Source organism: Roseibium sp. (assembly GCF_048261595.1).
In the GTDB taxonomy this organism is placed as follows: domain Bacteria; phylum Pseudomonadota; class Alphaproteobacteria; order Rhizobiales; family Stappiaceae; genus Roseibium.
On sequence record NZ_JBLXFW010000002.1, the window covers coordinates 172,420 to 191,974 of the forward strand.

The 19,555-nt window shown below is 60.5% G+C and carries 17 protein-coding genes and 1 other RNA gene; 2 read left to right on the plus strand and 16 right to left on the minus strand.

Features of this window, described 5'->3' with window-relative positions:
* Positions 1 to 2 precede the first annotated feature (2 nt).
* The 11 genes from ftsW to ACN0SY_RS08190 all read right to left on the minus strand — a co-directional run bounded on the left by ftsW (position 3) and on the right by ACN0SY_RS08190 (position 12,582).
* Positions 3 to 1,160 carry a putative lipid II flippase FtsW gene (gene ftsW, locus ACN0SY_RS08140; protein WP_417686191.1) on the minus strand — a complete coding sequence of 386 codons (1,158 nt, stop codon included), beginning with the start codon at positions 1,158 to 1,160 and terminating at the stop codon, positions 3 to 5.
* Complete coding sequence (gene murD, locus ACN0SY_RS08145) at positions 1,160 to 2,560, minus strand: UDP-N-acetylmuramoyl-L-alanine--D-glutamate ligase (RefSeq protein WP_417686193.1); 1,401 nt, start codon at positions 2,558 to 2,560, stop codon at positions 1,160 to 1,162. The genes ftsW and murD overlap by 1 nt, the downstream gene beginning before the upstream one ends.
* A 7-nt stretch (positions 2,561 to 2,567) precedes the next feature.
* Positions 2,568 to 3,653, minus strand: coding sequence for a phospho-N-acetylmuramoyl-pentapeptide-transferase (mraY, locus tag ACN0SY_RS08150; RefSeq protein ID WP_417686194.1), 1,086 nt, complete (start codon positions 3,651 to 3,653; stop codon positions 2,568 to 2,570).
* A gap of 10 nt (positions 3,654 to 3,663) precedes the next feature.
* Positions 3,664 to 5,094 (minus strand): UDP-N-acetylmuramoylalanyl-D-glutamyl-2,6-diaminopimelate--D-alanyl-D-alanine ligase, encoded by a 1,431-nt coding sequence (locus ACN0SY_RS08155; protein WP_417686196.1) that lies wholly within the window; start codon positions 5,092 to 5,094, stop codon positions 3,664 to 3,666.
* Positions 5,095 to 6,576 carry a UDP-N-acetylmuramoyl-L-alanyl-D-glutamate--2,6-diaminopimelate ligase gene (locus ACN0SY_RS08160; protein WP_417686198.1) on the minus strand — a complete coding sequence of 494 codons (1,482 nt, stop codon included), beginning with the start codon at positions 6,574 to 6,576 and terminating at the stop codon, positions 5,095 to 5,097.
* An 85-nt stretch (positions 6,577 to 6,661) separates the two neighbouring features.
* Positions 6,662 to 8,374 (minus strand): peptidoglycan D,D-transpeptidase FtsI family protein, encoded by a 1,713-nt coding sequence (locus ACN0SY_RS08165; protein WP_417686199.1) that lies wholly within the window; start codon positions 8,372 to 8,374, stop codon positions 6,662 to 6,664.
* A 10-nt stretch (positions 8,375 to 8,384) separates the two neighbouring features.
* Complete coding sequence (gene ftsL, locus ACN0SY_RS08170) at positions 8,385 to 8,741, minus strand: cell division protein FtsL (RefSeq protein WP_417686201.1); 357 nt, start codon at positions 8,739 to 8,741, stop codon at positions 8,385 to 8,387.
* 3 nt (positions 8,742 to 8,744) lie between these two features.
* Positions 8,745 to 9,785 (minus strand): 16S rRNA (cytosine(1402)-N(4))-methyltransferase RsmH, encoded by a 1,041-nt coding sequence (gene rsmH, locus ACN0SY_RS08175; protein ID WP_417686202.1) that lies wholly within the window; start codon positions 9,783 to 9,785, stop codon positions 8,745 to 8,747.
* Complete coding sequence (locus ACN0SY_RS08180; protein ID WP_417686203.1) at positions 9,782 to 10,252, minus strand: division/cell wall cluster transcriptional repressor MraZ; 471 nt, start codon at positions 10,250 to 10,252, stop codon at positions 9,782 to 9,784. Before ACN0SY_RS08180 ends, rsmH begins: the two co-directional genes overlap by 4 nt.
* Before the next feature lie 425 nt (positions 10,253 to 10,677).
* An RNA gene (gene rnpB / locus ACN0SY_RS08185) (RNase P RNA component class A) lies at positions 10,678 to 11,096 on the minus strand.
* Positions 11,097 to 11,106: 10 nt separating this feature from the next.
* Positions 11,107 to 12,582, minus strand: a complete 1,476-nt coding sequence (locus ACN0SY_RS08190) for a PLP-dependent aminotransferase family protein (protein ID WP_417686205.1) — start codon at positions 12,580 to 12,582, stop codon at positions 11,107 to 11,109.
* An 83-nt stretch (positions 12,583 to 12,665) separates the two neighbouring features.
* Between ACN0SY_RS08190 and ACN0SY_RS08195 the strand changes: the two genes are divergently transcribed.
* Positions 12,666 to 13,337 (plus strand): pyridoxamine 5'-phosphate oxidase family protein, encoded by a 672-nt coding sequence (locus ACN0SY_RS08195; RefSeq protein ID WP_417686207.1) that lies wholly within the window; start codon positions 12,666 to 12,668, stop codon positions 13,335 to 13,337.
* Positions 13,338 to 13,421: 84 nt separating this feature from the next.
* Here ACN0SY_RS08195 and ACN0SY_RS08200 read toward each other — a convergent pair whose 3' ends face one another.
* The 3 genes from ACN0SY_RS08200 to ACN0SY_RS08210 all read right to left on the minus strand — a co-directional run bounded on the left by ACN0SY_RS08200 (position 13,422) and on the right by ACN0SY_RS08210 (position 15,934).
* Positions 13,422 to 14,060 carry a lytic transglycosylase domain-containing protein gene (locus ACN0SY_RS08200; RefSeq protein ID WP_417687193.1) on the minus strand — a complete coding sequence of 213 codons (639 nt, stop codon included), beginning with the start codon at positions 14,058 to 14,060 and terminating at the stop codon, positions 13,422 to 13,424.
* A gap of 426 nt (positions 14,061 to 14,486) precedes the next feature.
* Positions 14,487 to 15,245: an N-acetylmuramoyl-L-alanine amidase gene (locus ACN0SY_RS08205; protein ID WP_417686209.1), complete on the minus strand. Its 759-nt coding sequence runs from the start codon at positions 15,243 to 15,245 to the stop codon at positions 14,487 to 14,489.
* Positions 15,242 to 15,934: a TerB family tellurite resistance protein gene (locus ACN0SY_RS08210; RefSeq protein ID WP_417686211.1), complete on the minus strand. Its 693-nt coding sequence runs from the start codon at positions 15,932 to 15,934 to the stop codon at positions 15,242 to 15,244. The genes ACN0SY_RS08205 and ACN0SY_RS08210 overlap by 4 nt, the downstream gene beginning before the upstream one ends.
* A gap of 278 nt (positions 15,935 to 16,212) precedes the next feature.
* Here ACN0SY_RS08210 and ACN0SY_RS08215 point away from each other — a divergent pair, with 278 nt between their 5' ends.
* Positions 16,213 to 18,363 carry a putative bifunctional diguanylate cyclase/phosphodiesterase gene (locus tag ACN0SY_RS08215; protein WP_417686213.1) on the plus strand — a complete coding sequence of 717 codons (2,151 nt, stop codon included), beginning with the start codon at positions 16,213 to 16,215 and terminating at the stop codon, positions 18,361 to 18,363.
* 26 nt (positions 18,364 to 18,389) lie between these two features.
* Here ACN0SY_RS08215 and arsH read toward each other — a convergent pair whose 3' ends face one another.
* Complete coding sequence (arsH, locus tag ACN0SY_RS08220) at positions 18,390 to 19,121, minus strand: arsenical resistance protein ArsH (RefSeq protein ID WP_417686215.1); 732 nt, start codon at positions 19,119 to 19,121, stop codon at positions 18,390 to 18,392.
* Positions 19,118 to 19,531, minus strand: coding sequence for an arsenate reductase (glutaredoxin) (gene arsC, locus ACN0SY_RS08225; RefSeq protein WP_417687194.1), 414 nt, complete (start codon positions 19,529 to 19,531; stop codon positions 19,118 to 19,120). The genes arsH and arsC overlap by 4 nt, the downstream gene beginning before the upstream one ends.
* Between the last annotated feature and the right edge of the window lie 24 nt (positions 19,532 to 19,555).

Below are 19,555 nucleotides of genomic sequence, written 5' to 3' on the forward strand. Positions count from 1 at the left end.
ACTTACATCAGGCTCGACGGCGACAGACGGCTGATCGTCACGATATCGCCGCGCGTCGGCCGCGGCCGCTTGCGGGTCAATGCCAGGATCGCACCGGCCACCATCGCCGAGGACAAAAGGGACGAACCGCCGTAGGAAATGAACGGCAAGGTCATGCCCTTCGGCGGCATGAGATTGAGGTTCACGGACAGATTGATCGTCGCCTGCAGACCGAACAGCACGACGAGTCCTGCTGTCGCCAGCCGGCCAAACGCATCCTGATCCTTGCTGGCATGGCTCAGGCCACGGATCACGATGAAGGCGAAGACGGCGACCATGAACAGGCAGACGATGATGCCGAATTCCTCGGCCACCACTGCGAAAATGAAGTCTGTATGGCTGTCCGGCAGGATACGCTTGACGGTTCCCTCTCCCGGCCCCCGGCCGAACCACCCCCCGGCGAGGAAGGATTCCATCGCCGTGTCGATTTGGTAAGTGTCGCCGGAACTCGGATCCAGGAAGCGGTTCACACGTGCGGTCACATGCGGAAGGAAGAAATAGGCGGCGACCAGACCACCTGCCCCGGCAATGCCAAGCCCGGCAATCGCGAACCAGGGCAGGCCATTCAGGAAGAACAGACCCGCCCAGACCATGCCGAGCAGCATTGTCTGGCCAAAGTCGGGCTGCGCAACCAGAAGCGCGGCGCACATCACGAAGAGTAGGACCGCAAAGAGAACTCCGGGCACCTCGCGCCGGCGACCGGACTCGGACAGCAGAAAGGCAATAAGGATCACGAATGCAGGCTTCAAGAATTCCGAAGGCTGCAGCGAGAAGCCAGCGATATAGATCCAGCGCCGCGACCCCTTGGCCTCCATACCGAGAAAGAGTGTCGCCACCAGCATCACCAATGAACCGACGAAGACCAGCAACGCGACGCGCCGAACCAGTCGCGGAGACATGAGGGAGCCGGCAAGCATGACCGCGAGCGCGGGCAAGAGGAACATCGCCTGACGCTTGACGAAGTAGAAGGTTTCCACGCCGAGGCGTTCTGCGACCGGGGGGCTGGCGGCAAACGACAACACCACGCCGCCGACCATCAGGAGAATGAAGGCGGCAAGGAGGTAGTGGTCGACTGTCCAGAGCCACTCGGCAAAACGGCTTCGATCGGCGCGGCTGACCATCAGGCGACCTCCCGGCTTTTCCGGACCATGTCGAGTGCGTTGACGGCTGCCGCAAAGGCTTCACCGCGCAGCTCGAAGTTCGGGAACTGGTCGAAGGATGCACAGGCCGGCGACAGAAGCACCGCCATTTCCGCCGCCCCGTCCTCTGAAGCATCTGCGGCGGCCGCGGCAACGGCCTTGTCGAGCGTGCCGCAGTGAACGTGGTCGACCTTGCCGTCAAGCGTGCGTGCAAACTCTTCAGCGGCCTCGCCGATCAGGTAGGTCTTCACGATCTTGCCAAAGTACTCGTCCAGGGACGCAATACCGCCAGCCTTCGGCTTGCCTCCGGCGATCCAGTAGATCCGGTCAAAGCTCGCCAATGCACGGGCGGCCGCGTCTGCATTGGTCGCCTTGGAGTCGTTCACAAACAGAACACGCCCCGAGCGGGCGACCAGTTCCATCCGGTGATGAAGGCCCGGGAACGTTTTCAAGGCCCCGGCAATTGCATCCGCTTCAAAGCCGAGCGCCCTGAGAGCAGCAAAGGCCGCAGCAGCATTCTGTCCGTTGTGAGCGCCACGCAGGGCATCGATGCCCGCAAGGTTCGCGACCCGCACCTGGGTTCCGTCGAACGCCTCGTACAAGGCTCCGTTCCGCGCATAGACGCCATCGGGTAATTCGAGGCTGCCGGAAATACGACGAACAGGCATGCGCGCCAGATCCTGCCGGTCGGCAATTTCCGAAGACATCCGGTCGTCTACGCCAACGACAGCAATTTTCGCTCCCGCCACCAGCCGCTCCTTGATCGCGGCATAGTTCTCCATGGTTCCATGCCGGTCGAGATGGTCCGGCGACAGGTTCATGTGAATGCCAATGGCCGGATCGAGGGTCGGCGCCAGGTCGATCTGGTAAGAGGAACACTCGACGACAAAGTGGCGGCCGGGGGCCGGCGGGTCCAGATCCAGAACCGGCCGTCCGATGTTCCCGCCCATCTGTGTGTCGGCACCAAGCTCCTTCAGCAGGTGCGCGATAAGCGCCGTCGTGGTCGACTTTCCATTGGTGCCGGTGATCGCGATCAGTGGGGCGTCCGGGCAGATGGCCCGGCGCTCACGGCAGAACAGCTCGACGTCGCCGATCACCTCGATCCCGGCATCGCGTGCGAGATCCACCGTCCAGTGGGGTTTCGGATGTGTCAACGGGACGCCCGGTGCCAGAACCAGCGCGCAGAACACACTCCAATCGGCGTTACGAAGGTCTTCCGCCGTAAAACCTTCCGCACGCGCGGCCTCGACCTTGGCCGGCGCATCGTCCCAAACCGTGACGTCAGCGCCCCCGGCGGCAAGCGCCCGAGCGGTCACCATCCCCGAGCCACCAAGCCCGAAGAGCGCCACATGCCTGCCTTTGAAGGTTGTCACCGGGATCATCAGCGCCTTACCTCAGCTTCAGGGTCGCAAGGCCGACGAGCGCGAGCACCACGGCGATGATCCAGAAGCGGATCACGACCTGGGACTCCGTCCATCCCTTGTATTCGAAATGATGGTGGATCGGCGCCATCCGGAAGACCCGTTTGCCCGTCAGCTTGAAGGAGACGACCTGAACGATCACCGAGACCGCCTCAAGCACAAACAGACCGCCGATGATCGCAAGGACGATCTCGTGCTTGGTGGCGACAGCAATTGCCCCGATCATGCCGCCGAGGGCCAGCGAACCGGTATCGCCCATGAAGATCGCTGCTGGCGGTGCGTTGAACCAGAGAAAGCCCAGCCCGGCTCCGATCACCGCACCCGCAATGACGGCAAGCTCGCCCGTTCCCGGCACGTGGTGGATCTGCAGGTAATTGGCGAAGACCGCGTTGCCCGACAGATAGGCGATCAGCGCAAAGGAAGCGCAGGCGATCATCACCGGAACAATGGCAAGACCATCGAGACCGTCTGTCAGGTTGACCGCATTGCCTGCCCCAACCATCACGAAGGCTGCGAAGGGAATGAAGAACAAGCCGAGATTAAGCGTCAGGTCCTTGAGAAACGGAAAGGCGATTGACGTCGAGAACGGCTGATTGTCGAGAGCTGTCACGGCATAGGCCGCCGCACCGGCAATCAGGAACTCGATGGCAAGGCGCGCCCGTCCGCCGAAGCCCTTGTGCGAGGATTTGGTCACCTTGAGGTAGTCGTCGTAGAACCCGATCAGCCCGAAGCCAACCGTGACCCCGATGACGATCCAGACATACGGATTTGAAAGGTCCGACCACAACAGGGCCGCCACGAGAACACCCGACAGGATCATCAGGCCGCCCATGGTGGGCGTTCCCTTCTTGGTCAGAAGGTGTCCTTCCGGGCCGTCTTCACGGATCGGCTGCCCCTTGCCCTGGCGCACGCGCAGGCTGGAAATGATCTTCGGCCCGAACAGAAAGACAAAGAAAAGCGCGGTCATGATCGCGCCGCCCGTGCGGAAAGTGATGTATCTGAAAACGTTCAGAGCAGAGATCTGGTCGGCAAACTCGCCGAGAAAATAAAACATTCAGCCGTCCTCAAGCCGCCTCGGTTTCTTCCGATGGCGGATATTCCTTCTTCAAGGCTTCCACAAGCGGCCCCATGCGGGTGCCCAGGGAGCCCTTGATCATGATGATGTCGCCATTGCGGACGTCGGAAAGCAGCAGTTCCTCAAGGCCTGCTGCATCCTCCGAATACGCGCCCCGCATCCCTTTTGGAAGCAGTTCCCAAAGGCAATGCATATGCGGGCCAGCACAGAACACAAGGTCGATTTCCGCCTGTTTCAGCGGCTCGAGAAGACCTGCATGGAGGTCGTCGGCGTCCGCACCGAGTTCTCGCATGTCGCCCAGCACCGCAACGCGGCGGCCCGGACGCTTCACCGGCGTCTCCCCCAGCACCGAGATTGCCGCACGCATCGAGGCAGGATTGGCGTTGTAGCTCTCGTCGACCAGGTTGACATGCCCACCCGGGATTTCGAGGCGCGTTACCTGACCGCGTCCCTTCGGTGCATGCATGTCGGACAGGGCAATGCCGGCCATTGCCAGATCGGCACCGAGTTCGACAACCGCAGTCAGCACCGCGAGGCTGTTCTTGACGTGGTGCCTCCCCGGCGCTCCGATCTTGTATGTGATTTCCTGGCCCAGGATCTTCGCCTGAACACTCGAACCGCCCGCCTGCTGCGAGAACTTTTCGAGGACAGAGTTCGCACGCGGATCTTCGCCGAAAGTGACGACGCGCGGAACACCGGCGGTCGTCGCGAGGAAGGACAACAGGTCAAACTGGGCGTTGTCACGGTTCAAAATGGCAACGCCACCTGGCTCGATACCTGCAAAGATCTCGGCTTTGGCCTGGGCAATCTTCTCGACGGAACCGAAGAACTCCAGGTGCACCGCCTGAACCGTGGTGATGATTGCGACGTGCGGACGGACCATCTTCACCAGCGGCGTGATCTCGCCGGCATGGTTCATGCCGATCTCGAAGACGCCATACTCGGTGTCGGCAGGCATGCGCGCCAGCGTCAGCGGTACCCCCCAGTGATTATTGAACGAAGCAACCGAAGCATGGACCTTGCCGGAGCGCTCCAGACTGAGCCTTAGAGCTTCCTTAGTACCCGTCTTGCCCACAGAGCCGGTAACCGCAACGATACGGGCGTTGGTGCGTTCGCGCGCCGCGACACCCAGTTGCCGCAAGGCCTCAAGCGGATCCTCGACAACGACGTATCGGCCATCGTCCGGCAAGTCGGCAACTCGATCTGCTGCAACCAGCGCGAAGGCAGCGCCTGCTTCCATCGCCGCACCTACGAAATCGTGACCATCGAAACGATCACCCTTGATGGCGACAAATGCCTCGTCTTGCTGGATGGTCCTGCTGTCGATGGAAATACCGGTCACCTCGGCACCGGGCTGGCCCTGGGCTTTCCCGCCCGTGGCTGCCAGAAAATCCTCGAGGGTCCAAAGCGGCGCAGTCATTCAGTTGCCTCCCATGGCAATGGCTGCCGCCACCGCCTCGTGATCTGAAAAGGGAAGAACCGTGTCGCCGACAATCTGGCCCGTTTCATGACCTTTGCCCGCAACGCAAAGGACGTCGCCGGTTTCAAGACGGGAAATGGCAGTACGGATGGCCTCCGCACGATCCCCGATCTCGATCGCCCCGGGCGCGCCTTCCAGAACCGCCTTGCGGATCAGGGCCGGGTCCTCGCTGCGGGGATTGTCGTCGGTGACGATGACCTCGTCTGCCCTGGCCGCAGCGGCCTTGCCCATCAACGGGCGCTTGCCGACGTCCCGGTCTCCCCCTGCACCGATGACGACGGACAGTTTTCCGGACGTGAACGGACGCAGCGCGGCAAGGGCGTTTTCCAGAGCGTCCGGCTTATGGGCGTAATCGATCACGACCAGCGCGCCGGTCTTCGTCCGTCCGGCAAATTCCAGACGGCCGGGAGCTCCCTTCAGGTTTTCCAGCGCTCTGAGAACCTGGCCGGTCTCGTGTCCGACGGAAATGGCGAGACCGGCGGCGATCAGGGCATTCGATACCTGGAAACGCCCGACGAGCGGCAAGGTCAGGGAGTACTGGCCGCGAGGCGTCTGCAGGGTCAACACCTGGCCGAAGCCCGATTGACGCAACCCGGACAACTGCAGGTCCTTGCCTGTTTCCCCGACCGTGAACAGCGGCAAGCCGCGTTCATGGGCGACGGCCATCACGCGGTCGGCATATTTCTCACCCGGGTCGACGACCACGGTTCCGCCCATTGGCAAAAGGTTCCGGAACAGCCGAAGCTTCGCCTCGAGATAGTCCTCGACAGTCGCATGGTAGTCCATGTGATCACGGCCGAGGTTGGTGAAGCCGGCCGCCGAGATCCGAACACCATCGAGCCTGTGCTGATCGAGACCGTGGCTGGAGGCTTCGAGCGCCGCATGGGTTACCCCGGCCTCGGCAAGCCGGTTCAGCTCCATGTGGAGCGCGACCGGGTCCGGCGTCGTCAGCCCACCATAGCTCTGGCCATCCGCCGTGACCGTGCCGAGAGTTCCAAGGCTGGCCGAAGCATGTCCTGCAGACTGGAAGATCTGACGCACGAAATGGGCGACCGAGGTCTTGCCGCTGGTACCTGTGACCGCGACCGTGATCTTCGGCTGCCTTGCATAGAAACGTGCTGCCATGAGGGCCAGTGCCCGCCTTGGCTCCCTGCTGGAGACAATGGCAATGGACGACGGCAACTGACCTCGTAGTTCGTCGGCAACCTCATCGGCGCAAAGAACGGCAACAGCCCCGGCTTCAACGGCCTTGGCGGCAAAGCGCGTTCCGTCGACATGCGCGCCCTTGAGAGCGGCAAACAGGAACCCAGGTTCCACCTTGCGGCTATCTGCCGTCAGGCCAGAGATGGAGAGGCGTGGAAACCCTGCCGCGTCCGCTCCTTCCGAAGCTGTCAGGTCCGCGGCAAGTTGTTCAAGCTGCATGTCATACGTCGATCCGGTTAGTGCGTCGTCTCTAGGCTTCGAGAGGACCGGATTTCGGCTGCGACCCCGCCAGTCCCCTTAGCCCTTAATAGGATATTTCGATCGGTTGTTCCCCCTCCCCGAAGCGGGGCATGACACCAAGCATCGGAGCGGCCCTGCGAATGATCGCGCCTACGGTCGGCGCGGCATTGAGGCCTGCCGTCGCGCCAATGCCTTCGCGTTCCGGCTTGGGCTCGTCCACGACCACCAGCACGACATAGCGCGGATCATCCATCGGGAAGGCAGAAAGGAAAGAATTGCGGCGCTTGTTGGACACGTAGCGGCCATTCTCGATCTTCTCGGCGGTTCCCGTCTTGCCGCCCACCGTGTAGCCGGGAACGTCGGCGCGCTTTCCCGAACCGGACACCACGTTGAGGCGGAAGAGATAGCGCATGACGCGGCTGGTCTCTTCCGAAACAACGCGCGTTCCCAAAGACTTGGCCTCTTCGACGGAGCGCGGAAGGAAGGTCGGCGGTAGCAGTGTGCCGCCATTGACGAGCGCCGCAGCAGCAACTGCGGTCTGCATCGGGGTAACAGAGATACCATGGCCGAAGGAGATGGTCATGGCCGCCAGCTCATTCCATTTCGGCGGCAACAAGGGCGAGGCATTTTCCGGTAACTCGGTGGACAGCCGGCTGGTCAGACCGAGACGCCCAAGGAACTCCTTCTGGCGTTCGATCCCGGCTGCGAGCATCATCTTCGCCGTGCCGATATTGGAGGAATAGATGAAGATTTCCGGCACAGAAAGGATACGGTTTTTCCCGTGGAAATCCGAGATCGTACGTCCTCCGGCACGGATCGGCCGCGTCGCATCGAAGCTGTCATTGACCGAAACCTTGCCCGAATCGAGCGCCATGGCCGTGGTAAATGCCTTGAAGACGGATCCCATCTCGAACACGCCGCCGGTGGCACGGTTCAGGCGATCGGTCTCAAGTGCCTGGGCGCGGTCGTTGGGATCATAGTCGGGTACGGAGGACATGGCGACGACTTCGCCGGTCTTGGCATCGAGAACGATGCCCACCGCAGCAATTGCGTCGTAACGGTCCATAGCCTTGGCCAGCTCGTCCCGCACGACGTGCTGAACGCGCAGGTCCATCGCCAGCTGAACCGGCTCCATCGATCGATCGGACGCGAACCCCAGGTCCTGCAACTCCCCGAGCCATTCGCCGTCGATGTATTTTTCAATCCCTGTCAGTCCTGCATTATCGACATTGACCGACCCAACGATGTGCCCGGCGGTCGACCCGCCTGGATAGAACCGCTGGCTTTCTGACAGGAAGCCAATGCCGGGCAGACCGAGGTTGTGAACTGCATCGGCCTGATCGGGGGCGAGTTCACGCTTGAGCCAGACGAACCCGGCGCGACTGTCGAGACGCCGGCGAATAACATCGGCATTCAGGTCCGGCAGAACACTGGTCAGACCCTCGACTGCTTCATCGACATCCAGGATCCGGCGTGGCTCGGCGTAAAGCGATGCCGTCTTGATGTCGGTCGCGAGGATCTCGCCATTCCGGTCAAGCAGGTCGGGCCGGGATGCCGCAACCGAATCCTGGGCGGAAATCCAGGCAGAACTCGGCGCCTCGTCCATCTGCGCCAGCAACACAAGGCGACCGCCGATCGCAAGATAGACAAATACGAAGGCCGCCATCGCCACGTACACGCGCGATTTCACGGCACCAGCGGAAATGGAACCGGCCGTTGCCCGAGGGCGCCGTTGCCTCACCTGCAGGAACGATGTCGTCTCAGCTGCCATCGTCATGTTGCCGCCCTCACCTGATCACCGCGGAAGACCCGGCATAACCGCCGAGGGACTCATTGCCGCCAATCGGCTCCATCATCACGGGGCGCGCCGGCAACTCTTCGGGTGAAACGATCTGATGAACATCAAGGGGCTGAAGCTGCAGATACTCATTGTATCGATCGACCAGACCCTGGAGGCGCTCAGGCTGATTGAGCAGGCTCCACTCGGCCTTGAGGTGACGGATCGCCTCGCGCTCCGCCTCGATCTCACGCTGCAAATCAGCCACATGGGACGCCGATTTCTTCGCCGCCAGTTTCATATCGTAAACGGCGGCCGCCCCGACGACGACAAGAAGTATAAAAAAGATGTTGATGTAACGAACCATGGATCAGCCCCCTAGCCCGTGGAAAGCGGCGAGCCTCGGCACGCCGATGGTATGGATGTCGAGATCACGCGCGGGCGCATCCGTCCGCCGACCGGCCCTGAGCTTGGCCGAACGCGCACGCGGATTGGCCTCTGCCTCTTCCGGTGTCGGATCGACGGCCTTGCGCGACAGAAGCTCGAAGGTTGCCGGCGGCACATCTTCCTCAGGCATGTGGCGCGAACCGCCGCCGCGCGTCTTAGTGCGCTCCTGAAAGAACTTCTTGACGATCCGGTCTTCCAGCGAATGAAAGCTGACCAGGACAAGCCGGCCGCCCGGCTTCAGGATCCGCTCGGCAGCGCCAAGCGCCCGCGCGGCCTGATGAAGCTCGCCGTTGACGTAGATCCGGAGCGCCTGGAACGTTCGCGTCGCCGGGTGAATCTGCGCCTTCTTCGGATTCCGGCCGAGAACCTTCTCGATCAGCGAGGACAGTTCGATCGTCCGCGTGAACGGTTTTTCCTTGCGCGCCGCATCGATGGCATGGGCCACGCTGGTCGCACGCTTTTCTTCACCCAGAAGACCGATGATGCGGATCAGGTCGCGGACCGGCAGCTCATTCACGACATCCGCGGCCGACGGCCCGGACTGCTCCATCCGCATGTCGAGCGGCCCGTCGCGCATGAACGAGAACCCCCGCTCGGCCTGGTCAAGCTGCATGGAGGAAACGCCAAGATCCAGAACCACTCCGTCGACACCGTCATGGCCGAGGTTGCGTGCGTGATGCTCCAGATCAGCAAACTGCCCCGGCACGAGCGTCAGGCGACCTTCGAATTCACTGACCAGTCCCTGACCTCCGGCAATCGCATCAGGATCCCGGTCGATGCCGATGACAGAGGCTCCACGTTCCAGGAAAGCACGGCTGTAGCCGCCCGCGCCAAACGTTCCGTCAATGATGATTTCGCCCGGCTTCGGAGCCAGATAATCCAGGACCGGCCCCAGGAGGACAGGCACGTGGCGCACTGGTCCGCCAGCGTCCGGAGCGATGCTCTGTTCGCTGCGCGCCGTCATGCCGATCCTCCTGGCAGGGTGGTCGAGGCTACCTGCCCCGACAGCATTGCGAGCGCCCGCTTTGCGGCCTCTGCGCGGTGCTCGCGGAACTTTTCCGGCTTCCAGATCTGAAACTTGTAGCCGAGGCCGGCGAAGGTGACCTGATCAGTGAGGCCGGTGTGCTCGCGGATCATGTCGGAGATCATCATCCGGCCATCGCCGTCGATCTTCGGCGTCTCGCTGGCACCAAACAGCGCCATAGCAAGCGCATCATGGTCGGGCGATAGTTTTGCGAAGGCATCGAGACGGGTCTGGATTTCGCCAAGAAGCGCATTGCCGCCGCAATCAATTGCCGCGCAATGCGGCGAGGCGATGCAGTAGAGCCCCTCGAAACCGTCTTTCGCAAGCACTTGCCGAAAGGGCGCCGGGATCGACACGCGACCCTTGGCATCCAGCCGGTTAGTGAAATGCGAAACAAAGCCGGCCATCAAACCCCTCGTGCTCAGGCAGTGCCTGACTAAAGCCCCATTAGCCCGTTTGACGACGACGCGAAGCGCTGTGGCAATGCCGAGGGCAAAGCGGCGCAAAGCAAACCCGTCATGGGCATTTATGGGATAACATGGGATTTTATGGGCGGTCAATGGAATCTGCCGGTTTTCGGCGACCTGGAACGCCCATCCATGCCCATACGGCAGTTATGACATGCGCATGGTTAACGAAGGCTTGACACAAAAGAAGAATCGGAGTCGCAAGACCCTGTCGAAAGCACCATTGGGACTAGAGGCAGGCCCTTGTCAGTCCTTGCAAAACTGTGGACAGAGGATGGCCCTGGGGCAGGATATGTCGGTGAACGCCGACCGGATGAACCGCCATGCGCGCAGGGCGTTCGAGCTAAAACAAGAAGGATGAATAAAATGCCAGTCGGCCTATAAGCCGGGTTCTGTACGGCCCGTGTCGCCACGGACGTGACAGCCATTCATCTGGGACGCCCGTTGCCGGACGCCTCTCGCAACCTACCCGGGTGACTGGCCTGGAAACAGGCCTGGACAAGCGGTCGAAACCACTGCCCGCGCCACCCCTATTCGGTTTTGCTCCCGGTGGGGTTTACCGTGCCGCGTCCGTTGCCGTCCGCGCGGTGGGCTCTTACCCCACCCTTTCACCCTTACCCCGCGACCAAGCCGAGGCCTGAAATCCGGGGCGGTTTGCTTTCTGTGGCACTTTCCCTGGGGTTTCCCCCGCCGGGCGTTACCCGGCACCGTGTTTCCGTGGAGCCCGGACTTTCCTCCCCCGCGGCCTTTCGGCACTTGCGGCAGCGGCTGTCCGGCCGACTGGCATGCGTGCCTTATGTGGGATCGCTGCCAAGGTCAAGCAAGTCGCTCAGCAATCGGGTAAAGTCGGCAATCTGATCGGCCGTTGCAGCGGCAAACCCAACGATGAGACCGGATTGCGCCGGAGCATCCAGGAAGCACGGGCTGAGAGGCGACACCGAAAAACCACGCGCCTGCAGCTGACGTGCCAGTGCCTCATCGTCAACAGCCACCCGAAATTTCAACGCCACCTGAACATTGCCGGTCGGGATCTCCACGTCGATCAGATTGCCCAGTTGACGGCGCAGTCCGTCGACCAGGGCATGCCCACGCTCCTCGTACAGGCTGCGGATCCGCTTCAGATGTGCCCTGTATTCTCCACTTTCGATGAAGTCCGCCAGAGCAATCTGGGTATGGACATTCGCCACCCGCCCGCCTTGCCGCAGGGCACGACCGAGGTCATCGACAAGCGGATGCGGCACGACGCAGTAGGACACTCGCAAGCCCGGCAGCAAGCTCTTGGAAAAGGTGCCCATGTAGATCACCTCGCCATCTCCGGCTAGTCCCTGCAGGGCGGACACCGGACGTCCCTCGAACAGGAACTCGCTGTCATAGTCGTCTTCCAGGATCACTCCGCCCATTGACCGGGCAGCTTCGATCAATGCCAACCGGCGAGCCAGGGGCATTCGCGTTCCGAAAGGATATTGGTGTGATGGCGTGACGTAGATGAGTTTTGGCGCCGGCCCGCAACCCTGCATCGCTTCAATCGCCGCGCCTTGGTCGTCGACAGGAATTCCCTTCATCCGCAACCCGGCACCATGAAACGCCGTGCGTGCGCCAAGGTAACCAGGATCCTCCAGCCATGCCCAGTCACCCGGATCGGCCAGCGCCTCGGAGAGGCCGGACAGAATGCCCTGCATGGAGCCCGTGATCAGGATCTGGTCCGGCTCGACCCTGACCCCGCGTTGAGCCGACAGGTACTCCGCCAGAACGGAGGTCAAGGCAGGATGGCCCATGGCGTTTTCATAAAGGAGAGACGCATTCGAGGCCTTGCGAGCCGCACGACGAAGCGCCCGTCCCCAAAGGTCGTGCGGAAACACATCCAGCGCGGGTGCTCCTGGCTGCAGAGCCCCGTGGCGGAACGCCCAGCTATCGCCCCGGAGGTTCTCTGCCTGCCGCTTTCCCCGTTCGGACAACCGCGCAGTGCCCAACTTGGACTGATCGCCTATCGCGGCTCCCTCAAGAACCGCCCCCTGCGCGACAACCGGGGCGGAGCCCGGCGCAACGGTGATGATCGTCTCGGCCTGCAAAAGTTCCAGAGCAGCATTCACGGTGTTGCGCGATACGCCGAGCCGCCGTGCGATCTCCCGCGATGACGGCAGGCGCGTTCCAGGCTTGAGAGCACCACGGCTGACCGCCCCTCGCACAGCTCTGTAGAGCTGCTGACTCAGAGGGAGCGCAAGAGATCGATCCAGAGTCAAAACGCCTTCCGGCAATTCTGGTACCTTCATTTTTAAAAATCCGGATCTTCAACAGATCCAGTTTATGCCGCAATCAGGTCTCCGGCAAGTCACCTGAGAAGCAGACAAAGCAGATGAAACACGACACATCCATCCAGCCCGACCTTCCCGCATATGCCCGGATTCGCCAGATGAACCGCGGCAGCTACGACGAAGACCTCGCCTTCCAGATCCTGGACAGGGCGCTCATCGGACACATCGGCTTCATTTCCGATAACAGGCCGATGGTGATGCCAATGGTCTACGGCCGCGAAGGTCACACGCTCTACATCCACGGCGCCAGCACCACGCGGATTATCAAGGCGCAGGAAACCGGTGCCCCGGTGACCATGACCGTCACACTCCTCGATGGCCTGGTCGTGGCACGTGCTGCATTCCACCTGTCGATGAATTATCGCTGTGCCATCGTTCATGGGACGGCACGCAAGATCCTGGACGTAGACGAGAAGGAAAAGGCCATGGCACTGATCACCGATCACATGCTGCCTGGCCGTTGGGCCGAGAGCCGGCCGATGCTTGAAAAGGAACTCAAGGCAACCGGCATCCTTGCGCTTGAGATCGAACATGTGGCCACGAAAGTGCGCAATGGCCAGCCGATAGATGACAAGGAAGATCTGGATCTGGACATTTGGGCCGGCGTCATACCCCTTGCCAACGGTCTCGGGGAACCGTTCCCGGCGAGCGACATGCGAGCGGGTACTGCGGTTCCGAGTTCGGTCCGAAGCGCCAAGCAGAAATTCGGCTGAACAAAAGCTCATGTGCGGATGGAGACGCAAAAAGGGGCGCACATGGCGCCCCTTTGGAAACAGGCATCGCCCGTCTGAAGCTGATCAGCTCGATGCCAGGATCTGCTTGACCTTCTGGCAATAGCGGCGGCTGACCGGGTTCATGCGCTTTGCATAATGGCCGGCGTTGTATCGCAGGATCGTGCCGCAAACGTCGCCGGAGGCACGCTTGTGCGCGCCCGCAAGGTAACGCATACCCCATTCAAGGTTGGTCTGCGGGTCATAGAGCCCCTTGACTGAACCACGATAGCCGAGGCCGCGGGCAGTGGCCGGCTTGATCTGCATGAGACCAACCTCACCCGCACTGCCGCGGGCTCCGGGGTTGAAATTGCTTTCAACCTGGACGACCGCATGAGCGATATTGAGTGGGACGCCATGCTTGCGAGCCGCTTCCTTGATCAAGGAACTGTAGGAGCTGCGGCTCTTCGATGATTTTTTTGAAACCTTGATGGAACCAGCGGCGCGTGTTTTCGTTTTCCTGACCGAAGCATTCTTGCGAGTGCTCTCTTCAGCTTCCGGCGCACCGGACTTCGTCGATCCTGCGTTCACGGAGCGAATGATATCGCCGTTGCTGCCCTGGTTGAAATTTGCTTCGGTAGAGCCGAACGAAGCGCTCTCATCCTTGGCGGCAGGCTGGGGACGAATGATCTCTGACCCGGTGGTAGCGGCAAGTGCCGGGGCCATTGCGCCCAGAGACAGACCGATGAGGCAGATCGTGCGTGCGAGATGTCGGGGAGACTTCAACATTCAGTCGAGCCCTTATTCTTCTTGGTGATGTGTTAGGTTCGTTGCAGGGCGAGGTTTGCCCTCGCTATGGGACGAAAATCAGTCCCCTTCATTCACGAAATATTACAATTTATTTCAAGAATTGCCCTGTCTATGAGCCGGCAACTTGGCAACGGCCGCACAATTTGGCGGAAATATGTTCATGATGCGCTGCAATGCGGCAAACGCCTGACAACATCTAGATCTGTCAGCACTTTTCCTGTCCCGCACCGCAGCAACTTGTGCGAAAGAGAACCGAACATACACCTCATTCGATGACACGTCGCAGACCATGCGAGGTTCATGATCGATATGGAACTTGGTCGCGACCGCGTTTTCAGTGTCTTAAAGGCGGGGCAGCCGGGCGAGCAAGGCGTGCAGCGTTTCTATGGTCGACTGATCGACGATCCCGTCGACCTTTTCAGGCCTGAAATGGCGTTGGAAAGCCGTGACCGCGTAACGCGTGCGCGTATCGAAATGGCCGGTGATATCCACGTCATACCCGTATATCGCGAGCATGGACTGTACGGCCTCCACCGGCTGACCGCTTTCACCTTCCTGCATGAACAGACCGGTCGTCACCGGAACAGGATCGACGTAGTGTCCGACGCCGGCCTTGGCCAGCGTGGCCCACGGGAACTTCTCACCGGGATCTTCTTTGCGCTCAGGTGCAATATCTGAATGCGCAAGGACCATCCACGGATGGATGGAATGTCTGCGGCAAATGTCTGCACAAAGCTCGGCAACAGCCGCAATCTGCGCTTCCGGAAAATCGGTGTAGCCCCATTCATGTCCAGGATTGACGATTTCGATCCCAATGGAACGCGAGTTCACATCCGTCTCGCCCTTCCAGAAACTCTTCCCTGCATGCCAGGCACGACGGGCTTCGGGTACGCATTGAAGGATACGGCCGTCCTCATAGACGAAGTAGTGGGCGGACACTTCCGTACGCGGGTCGCATAGCCGTTGCAGTGCCTCTTCCGCGCTCTTCATGCCGGTGTAATGCAGCACCAGCATGTCGATCGGAGCGCCCAGCGCCCTGTCGTTGTGGTTGGGGGATGGATGAACCTTGGCCTTGACGCTCGTGTCGGTGGCTACGCTCATATGCCTCTTTCCATGCGAATTTGCGCCCATGCAGCATTAAGAGCTGCCAGTCTGTCGTTGGCAATCCGGACGAACTCTTCTGGAACCCCACGCGCGATCAGACGATCGGGATGCGTTTCCTGCACCTCGCGCCGATAACGCGCCTTCAGGTCCTCGTCACTCGCCTCTGGCCCAAGTCCGATCACCGCATAGGGATTTCCGTTTTCGCGAACATGGCGGGCCATAATCCGCTGGAACTCCGCCTCGCTCAAACCGAAAACCTCGGCGACTCGCGAAAGATACCCGATCTCGCTGTCGTGGACGACACCGTCAGCTTTCGCAATGTGAAACAAGCCATCAAGGATATCGACCAAGGTAATCCGGTCGTAGGGAAAAAGGTCAGCGAGTTTCTTGGCATAAACCTCGAAACCGGCGACGTCCTCCTGGGCAAGGTTGAAGAGCCGCGCGACATTGCGCTCCTCACCCACAGGGATATCGAACAACTCCTGAAAGGCGAGCACCTCATCAGCCGTGACGACACCATCGGCCTTCGCCATCTTCGCCGACAACGCAATCATCGCGACTGTAAAGCCGACCGTATTCGTTCCCTCGGGTCTTGAGAGAACCAGCTGTACCAGCCTGTCGACCATCTGCGCACCGCCGGAGCCTATCGCAGCAACGATACTGGCCAGATTGCTCCAAACGCTCACAAGCGGCTCCTGGGATTTTCGACGACACTTGCCTTGGAGGGGAGGTCGCGGTTTCGTCTCCAATGAATGGACAGTCTTAGCGGGCGACACCCTGTCTGGAAAGAACCAGCGAGAAAATAACCAAAGCTACCTGTGAACCCGAAAAAGAGCCGGGATTGCGCCGACTTCGGCGACGCCGATTCACGTTGGTTAAACGAATGAACGGTAGTCTGGCTTCAATTGGTATTTTTTACAGAGCCGCTGAACGAATGAAACCCTCGTCTGACCGCAGGAATATCGTGCTTTTCCTAAGCACAGCCTCGCTGGTTTTTGCGCTTGGGATCAGTGTGTTCACAGCCAACCAGTTTCTGAACAACAGGCTCCTGTCCAACAGTGTCGATCAGGTGGTCGCCAAGGTAACAGTAACTCTGACGACGACCGACACTGCAAAAGAAATAAGCGAGCTGGTGTCCGAGCGGAACAGAACCGCGAATGAGGCACTCCTGTCATCAATGCGGCTTGGAACAAAAGCCGGTGCATCCCCGGCTAGCATCTCCACTTCCCGGGAGCCCTCCCCTTCTTTGAGCTCCGCGCTTGGCGGCATCCTGGCACCGTCACGGATTCTGGCAGTCTATGTGGCGGGAAAAAGCGATCTTGTGGTCAGCGACGGTTCTGAAACAGCGCTTTCAAGTTTTGCAAGCAAGCTGTCCATGCCTCCGGGTCTTCTCCGCAATACGCTCGCGGAGCTACCGAACGCGTCCGGACCGTACACGCTGCTCGCAGCTGATTGGTGGGGTCTGAACGACAAACGGTCATTCGTCGTCATACCGTATTTCCACGCCGGAGATGCCGAGGGCGCGTTAGTCGTGGTCGCCGATCACTCCGCCCAGATCGCGAGCCTTGCGATGATCACCGGTATCGCAAGCCTCCTCGTGGCCGGCTTGTGTATCGCTTCCTTCCTGCTGGCGGCGTTCCTTTTGTGGATGCGTTTCCACCAGCAGGTGAAGACCAATCGCGACATCGAATATCTGGCCCACCACGACCCGCTGACCGGTCTACCCAACCGCGCTGTCTTCAGCGCAAAGCTGAACGAAGCCGTAAGGCTGGCCCATGCAAAGGCCAGCAACATGGCGGTGATGCTGATCGACGTCGACAAATTCAAGGACATCAACGACACCTATGGCCACGGCACAGGAGACTTATTCCTCCAGATAATCGCCGACCGCCTGCGCTCCGTCTTCGGCAATCACCTCGTGGCACGCCTGTCAGGCGACGAATTCGCCGTCATGATCACTTCTGTTTCGGATGTGGCCCGCCTGACGAGACTTGCCTCCGACATGATCTCTGCGACGAAGGCCCCTTGCAAGGTCGACGGCACCGAGCTGTCGATTTCGCTGTCGATCGGCATCGCGAGAGCGAGCGACGGCAGCTGGCGGGCCTCACGCTTGCTTCACTGCGCCGATCTGGCGCTCTACAGAGCAAAGCACTCAGGTCGATCGACCTTCGCCTGGTACACCGCCGAGATGGACGCAGATGCGCAAAAGCGCAAGGAGATCGAGCAAGGGCTGGAAAAAGCCTTGCGGCTCGATCAATTCGACGTTCTCTACCAACCGCAATATTCGCTACTGGACAACAAGCTGAAGGGCTATGAGGCCCTGATCCGCTGGGAGCACCCGTCAAAGGGAACCATCTCACCGGAAATTTTCATTCCAGTGGCGGAAGACAGCGGTCTGATCGAGGCGATCGGAGACTGGGTGCTCTTCCATGCCTGCAAAGAGGCGGCAAGCTGGGAAGATACATCACTGCGGGTCGCCGTGAACGTGTCGGCAGCACAGTTCAAGCCCGGCCGGACGGAAGCGAAGGTTGCCCAGGCGCTGCAACAAAGCGGCCTTGCTCCGGAACGTCTTGAGATCGAAATTACCGAAAGCCTTCTGATCGCCAACACCGAAGCGGTCATCGAGACCCTCAACGCAATTCGCGCCATGGGCGTCTCGATCGCGATGGATGACTTCGGCACCGGCTATTCATCTCTCAGCTACCTGAGCCGGTTTCCCTTCGACAAGATCAAGATCGACCGGTCTTTCATCAAGAAGCTCGGTCGTGACACAAATACCGACGCGGTTGTTGCCTCGATCATCGGCCTCGGTCGTTCATTGAACGTTTTGATCACCGCTGAAGGCGTTGAAAACCAGGCACAGGTTACACTGCTTCGGGCCGCCGGCTGCAATCTGGTGCAAGGCTACCTTTTCGGCCGTCCGGATTCCATCGCCGCTCATTCGACGAAATCGGTCGCCGTACCTGCCCCGCCCAAGGCTGAAACCGCCTCAAAGCCGGATCCGGATGAGACCCAAATCGATGAGAGTACGCCGGACGAGGATGCGCTGGACGAGGCACTACTCAGCCATGAACCGGCAGCCAACGACGAACGGGCCACACCGGCAAGCGCCTGAGTGCGGCCCATGAGGTCCGAAGACCTTCAGATCGCCTTTTGATTGACTCGCTTAGACAGTTCGGCAGCACTTTCCTTGCGCTCCGAATAACGGTCGACGAGGTAATCGGAACGCCCCCGGATCAGCAGCGTGAACTTCACCAGTTCTTCCATGACGTCAACGACACGGTCGTAAAGAGCGGACGGCTTCATCCGCCCGTCATCATCGAACTCCAGAAACGCCTTTGGAACAGATGACTGGTTGGGGATCGTCACCATGCGCATCCAACGGCCCAGAATGCGCATCTGGTTGACGGCATTGAAAGACTGCGAGCCGCCTGAGACCTGCATCAGGGCAAGTGCCTTTCCCTGTGTGGGACGCACTGCACCGAGGCTCAGCGGTATCCAGTCGATTTGGGCCTTCATGATGCCCGTCATTGCGCCATGGCGCTCGGGCGAGCACCAGACCTGCGCTTCCGACCAGGCGCACAGGTCACGCAGTTCCTGGACCTTCGGATGCTCCGGCCCGGTATCGTCCGGCAACGGCAGCCCCGAAGGATCGAAAATCTTCGTCTCTGCTCCGAACCATTCGAGAAGCCGTGCAGCCTCCTGGGTCAGGAAGCGGCTGTAGGATCGCTCACGCAGCGAGCCATAGAGCAAAAGGATTCGTGGCGGGTGTCCGGCATCGTCCGGGGCAAAGAGACGATCACAATCGACAGGATGCAACAGATCTTCCCGAAGCGCCGGAAACTTCGGCGCGTCACCGGTTTCAATGGTCATTCGGAAACCGCCCCCGTCACGATCTCCCCGTCCTCCTTGACGAAGCTCTTGATTGCCCCTTCCGGCATCAGCTCCAATACCTTTTCGGAAGGCCTGCACAGAGCGGCACCACGCTCGGTCACGACAATCGGCCGGTTGACCAGGATCGGATGCGCGACCATGAAGTCGATCAGCTCGTCGTCGCTCCATTTGTCATCACCCAGGCCAAGCTCATCATAGGGCGTCCCCTTCTGACGAAGCAGATCCCGAACCGCAATATCCATCCGGCCGATGAGATCCACCAAATCGGGACGGGTATACGGCGTCTTCAGATACTCGATCACCGTCGGCTCTTCGCCGGCCTCGCGAAGCATGGCAAGCGTATTGCGCGACGTGCCGCAATTCGGATTGTGGTAGATGGTCGTTGTCATTGGCTCAGTCGTCCTTTTCGACGT

What these genes read in the sequence shown, in the direction of transcription:
- ftsW (WP_417686191.1), bottom strand. Translation starts at nt 1,160, where the DNA reads ATGGTCAGCCGCGCCGATCGAAGCCGTTTTGCCGAGTGGCTCTGGACA.
- murD (WP_417686193.1), bottom strand. Translation starts at nt 2,560, where the DNA reads ATGATCCCGGTGACAACCTTCAAAGGCAGGCATGTGGCGCTCTTCGGG.
- mraY (WP_417686194.1), bottom strand. Translation starts at nt 3,653, where the DNA reads ATGTTTTATTTTCTCGGCGAGTTTGCCGACCAGATCTCTGCTCTGAAC.
- ACN0SY_RS08155 (WP_417686196.1), bottom strand. Translation starts at nt 5,094, where the DNA reads ATGACTGCGCCGCTTTGGACCCTCGAGGATTTTCTGGCAGCCACGGGC.
- ACN0SY_RS08160 (WP_417686198.1), bottom strand. Translation starts at nt 6,576, where the DNA reads ATGCAGCTTGAACAACTTGCCGCGGACCTGACAGCTTCGGAAGGAGCG.
- ACN0SY_RS08165 (WP_417686199.1), bottom strand. Translation starts at nt 8,374, where the DNA reads ATGACGATGGCAGCTGAGACGACATCGTTCCTGCAGGTGAGGCAACGG.
- ftsL (WP_417686201.1), bottom strand. Translation starts at nt 8,741, where the DNA reads ATGGTTCGTTACATCAACATCTTTTTTATACTTCTTGTCGTCGTCGGG.
- rsmH (WP_417686202.1), bottom strand. Translation starts at nt 9,785, where the DNA reads ATGACGGCGCGCAGCGAACAGAGCATCGCTCCGGACGCTGGCGGACCA.
- ACN0SY_RS08180 (WP_417686203.1), bottom strand. Translation starts at nt 10,252, where the DNA reads ATGGCCGGCTTTGTTTCGCATTTCACTAACCGGCTGGATGCCAAGGGT.
- ACN0SY_RS08190 (WP_417686205.1), bottom strand. Translation starts at nt 12,582, where the DNA reads ATGAAGGTACCAGAATTGCCGGAAGGCGTTTTGACTCTGGATCGATCT.
- ACN0SY_RS08195 (WP_417686207.1), top strand. Translation starts at nt 12,666, where the DNA reads ATGAAACACGACACATCCATCCAGCCCGACCTTCCCGCATATGCCCGG.
- ACN0SY_RS08200 (WP_417687193.1), bottom strand. Translation starts at nt 14,060, where the DNA reads ATGGCCCCGGCACTTGCCGCTACCACCGGGTCAGAGATCATTCGTCCC.
- ACN0SY_RS08205 (WP_417686209.1), bottom strand. Translation starts at nt 15,245, where the DNA reads ATGAGCGTAGCCACCGACACGAGCGTCAAGGCCAAGGTTCATCCATCC.
- arsH (WP_417686215.1), bottom strand. Translation starts at nt 19,121, where the DNA reads ATGACCATTGAAACCGGTGACGCGCCGAAGTTTCCGGCGCTTCGGGAA.
- arsC (WP_417687194.1), bottom strand. Translation starts at nt 19,531, where the DNA reads ATGACAACGACCATCTACCACAATCCGAATTGCGGCACGTCGCGCAAT.